2 protein-coding genes are annotated in these 3,501 nt (G+C 62.9%); one reads left to right on the forward strand and one right to left on the reverse strand.

Annotation, left to right across the window (positions count from 1 at the left end; translation table 11 throughout):
* Positions 1-1,002: group II intron reverse transcriptase/maturase (ltrA, locus tag BCF44_RS54560; protein WP_246016348.1), on the reverse strand; the 1,002-nt coding region annotated here is incomplete at its 3' end.
* A 902-nt stretch (positions 1,003-1,904) separates the two neighbouring features.
* Here ltrA and BCF44_RS54565 point away from each other — a divergent pair.
* Positions 1,905-2,732, forward strand: a complete 828-nt coding sequence (locus BCF44_RS54565; protein WP_147329106.1) for a hypothetical protein — start codon at positions 1,905-1,907, stop codon at positions 2,730-2,732.
* Positions 2,733-3,501 lie beyond the last annotated feature (769 nt).

The raw sequence follows: 3,501 nt of genomic DNA on the forward strand, positions 1-3,501 counted from the left end.
GGAAGCTGCGGTGCAGCCCGCACCGCGCCGGCCGACCGGCCAAGGCCATCCACGTCCTCCAGGACCGGAAGCTCGCCGCAGGATGAAAAAGGCTCCGTGCTTCGACTTCGCGGTACGCGCGCGAAAGGTGAACCCCAGGAACGTGAACGCGGTGCGCTCAAAGATGCTTCGTCGCTTCGCGTCCTGGCAGTACACGATCTTCGTCTTGTCGGGATGCAGCCGCAGCCCGACCTGTTCCATCCTGTTCCCGATCGCCTGCACCAGGTGTCTGGCTTGGAGTTCGGTGACGCAGTGCACGACCGCGTCGTCGGCATAGCGCCCGAACCGGATGATCGGATACTCCCGAGCCAGCCACATGTCGAACGCGTAGTGCATGAACAGCTTCGCCAGCACCGGCGAGACCGCCGACCCTTGCGGGGTGCCTCGGCCTCGCTGTTGCAGTGTCCCGTCGGCGAGCTGCAGCGGGGCGGTCAGCCACCGCTTGACGTACAGCACCACCCACGGGGCATCGGCGTGGGCCTCCACCGCCTTGACCATGAGCTCGTGATCGACGCTGTCGAAGAACTTCTGGATGTCCAAGTCGATCACCCAGTCGGTCTTCCAGCACCGGTCCCGGCACGCCCGCACCGTGTCCAAGGCCGATCGCCCCGGACGGTAGCCGTAGGAGTCCGGATGGAAGATCGGTTCGACCTTCGCCTCCAGCCTCCGCGCCACCACCGTCTGCGCGATCCTGTCCGCGATCGTAGGCACACCAAGGGTTCCGGTCCCACCGCCATGCGGTTTCGGTATCTCCACCGCCATCACCGGAGGCGGAAAGTAGCTACCCGACGACATTCGATTCCAGACCTTGTAGAGGTTGCCCTTCAGATCCTTCTCGAACTCGTCGAGGGCCACCCCATCCACACCCGGCGCGCCCTGGTTGGCTCGCACCTGCCGGTACGCCTCCCATACCTCCCACTTCGAGCTAGCAAACGGCTTTCCTGATGGCTTCAGCTTGTCCACGCGACTCCTCCCGGAAGCAGGCTCCCGGTTGATCGAACGAACACACCACGGATGACCCGACCCTTCGCTCCACCCCCACCGCGCCCAGCAGGGCTTCATCGCTACTACGAGCCGGTCCGCCGGCACGTCCCGCGACGGTACTCACTGCCTTGCGTTCAGCCGCTCGGCAGGCTCCCTCTCGCCATCCGCTCCACAGTGGACAGCCGTGTCTGGACGTGCATTCCCACGTTCCATGCAGAAGCAGCAGACCGGGCTCACGTCGCCTACCTGCCGGACACCGCCTGGCCAGTCTGCGGTCCCCCGCCAGGCTCATCCCGGGCGTCCCTACTGCGACCCGGTTTTGATGCCACTGTGTGAGTATCGACACGTCAACAGCGATCCCCAGCCGGGAACTGCGCACCGTCTTCCCCGTCCCCACCTGACGCATCCTGTGCGCCTTTTCCACATCGCTCACCACGACGGTCGTCAGCCAACGCAGCATGTGGTGGTTTGAAGCCTTCCACCGCAGAGCGGCTCCGAAGGGCCAGACCTTCATCTCCTGCATAGCATCCTGTCAAGAAGCTCTACCTACAACAGAACTCCCTGCCACGTTCGTGGCACACGTAGAGTCTCACCGCGCGCGACATGTCGCTCTTGCGTGACCTCGACGTTCTTGGCTGTTTCACGGGCTTGTCACCCATGATCAGTCTCAAATTTGTGGCATTTCCTCGCCCGATGCCGGTCGGGTCACCGGATGTCCAGCCCACCGCCGCTCGAGTTGTGGTAGTCGTCGAGCGCCTGGCGGTGGTCGCCGGTGCGGCGGTCGACGAATCCGAGGGCTGGGCCCGATCGCGGCGCCGGCCATGCTCCAGGTGAGTGGTTCCATCTTGTTCTGTGGGTTAACGTCGGTGACACTCCTCATCATGGACAGAGCGGGGATCCTGGACGGGCAGTCGCGCGCGGCCGAGGCGCTGATCAAGATCATCAGGACTAGGATTCCCGCAATGGAGTGGCTTATTGCCACGGACGTACCCTGCTACGTTTACGGTTCTCTGGGCTACAAATTCCGCAACAGCGAGGACTACATCAAGATGACGCATTGCGCCGAGCGCTTGGGGATGCAGCTAAAGGTCATCCCCCCGCAATGGCGCTGGGTCGGCGTAGGCACCGAATTGGCCGACCCTGGTGCAACCCGCTTTAAATCCGACTTCGAAGATTACCGTATCCAAGGGGTCTACCACGGCGTGCAGGTGTCGCTTTGGGGCGCGGCGCGTGAAGGCACCGCCAAGAACACAACCGTGCCGAAGCTGAAGTCCCGTCAAGCCCGCCAGGCCCGTCGGGCTCGTTTGCGGGATCCTGCCGTCACCGCCCAGCTCCAAGCGCTGACCGTGATGATCGGCCTGCTGTCGGCAGACCTCCCGCCCGTCTGCTGGCGGATTGACCCTCCCGAAAATCACGAGCCGCAACTCGATGTAAAAATCGACACCTTTAGGCGTCGAAGTCAGGCACGGGCCGAGCTCATCCAATGGGCCGAATTCCTAGGAACCCCGATCCACTACGAGCCCAGCGACGTGTATCACAACCTCCACACCTCGGGCTACAATTCGGCTCAGGTGACCACGCACGTGGACGGCGTCTCCATCACGATCACCGCAACCCTCCGGCGTCCCCTGTCGGACATGCGACCCTGGCAGGCGCTCCGCCGCCGATTCACCCGAACCGCAGGCAGCAAACCCACCACTACGCGGTAAGTCATTTCTCCAGCAACCCGCTCGGCGGTCCGCCGCTATTGCGACGAACGTGGATAGCTATTGGCGAGGGCGTCCTGCCACGGGTCTGACACATAGGAACTGATCTACCTCGCCGTGTCGGCAAGCAACAACGATCCAAGCGACCCGTCTCATCTCCGCCTCATAAATGAAACGGAGATGAAGCGGTCGACGGAAAAATGAATTCAGTTTCGACCCTACACGGCCGACTGTAGCAGCCGAGAAAGTTTCGGCCGCGATTCGAAGAGCACGAGATCGCCCACGGTCACCGACCAGAAGCTGCCCGGGTAGTGGATTGCCCCTGTTAGAAGCGAAAGGTCCGCCATGGCGCGGCCGTACCCAAGGTTCCGGCGCTGATCTCGGACCAGGGCGATACGATTTCCTCGGCTTGGCCGGGCAGTCGGACGCGTACCGACAGCGGAAGGTCGTTTAAAGCAGCCGCCATGGTGCTCCCTAACCGCCGGTGAGCCGCCGGACACCTTCAGAGCTAGTCCACTCGGCCACGCCGCGGTTCACCAGTCAGCGGTCAGTCGCCAGATCTGACTCAAACGGCCCATCGACCAAGTCGGAAAGATCAATCCCAGTCGGACGGCCCGGGGCCATCCAGGGGCCAAGATCTTCGGGAAAGGGCCACCGAAATCGGGACCCTACAAAGCTGTAGGGTCTCGTCGCTCGTGACATGTCGATCTTGTCCGACCTGGGCGTTCTCGGTTGTCTCACGGTGACGCCACCATGATCAATCTCAAACTCT

The sequence above is a fragment of the Kutzneria buriramensis genome (genome assembly GCF_003387475.1).
GTDB classification, from domain to species: Bacteria; Actinomycetota; Actinomycetes; order Mycobacteriales; family Pseudonocardiaceae; genus Kutzneria; species Kutzneria buriramensis.

What these genes read in the sequence shown, in the direction of transcription:
- BCF44_RS54565 (WP_147329106.1), top strand. Translation starts at nt 1,905, where the DNA reads ATGGACAGAGCGGGGATCCTGGACGGGCAGTCGCGCGCGGCCGAGGCG.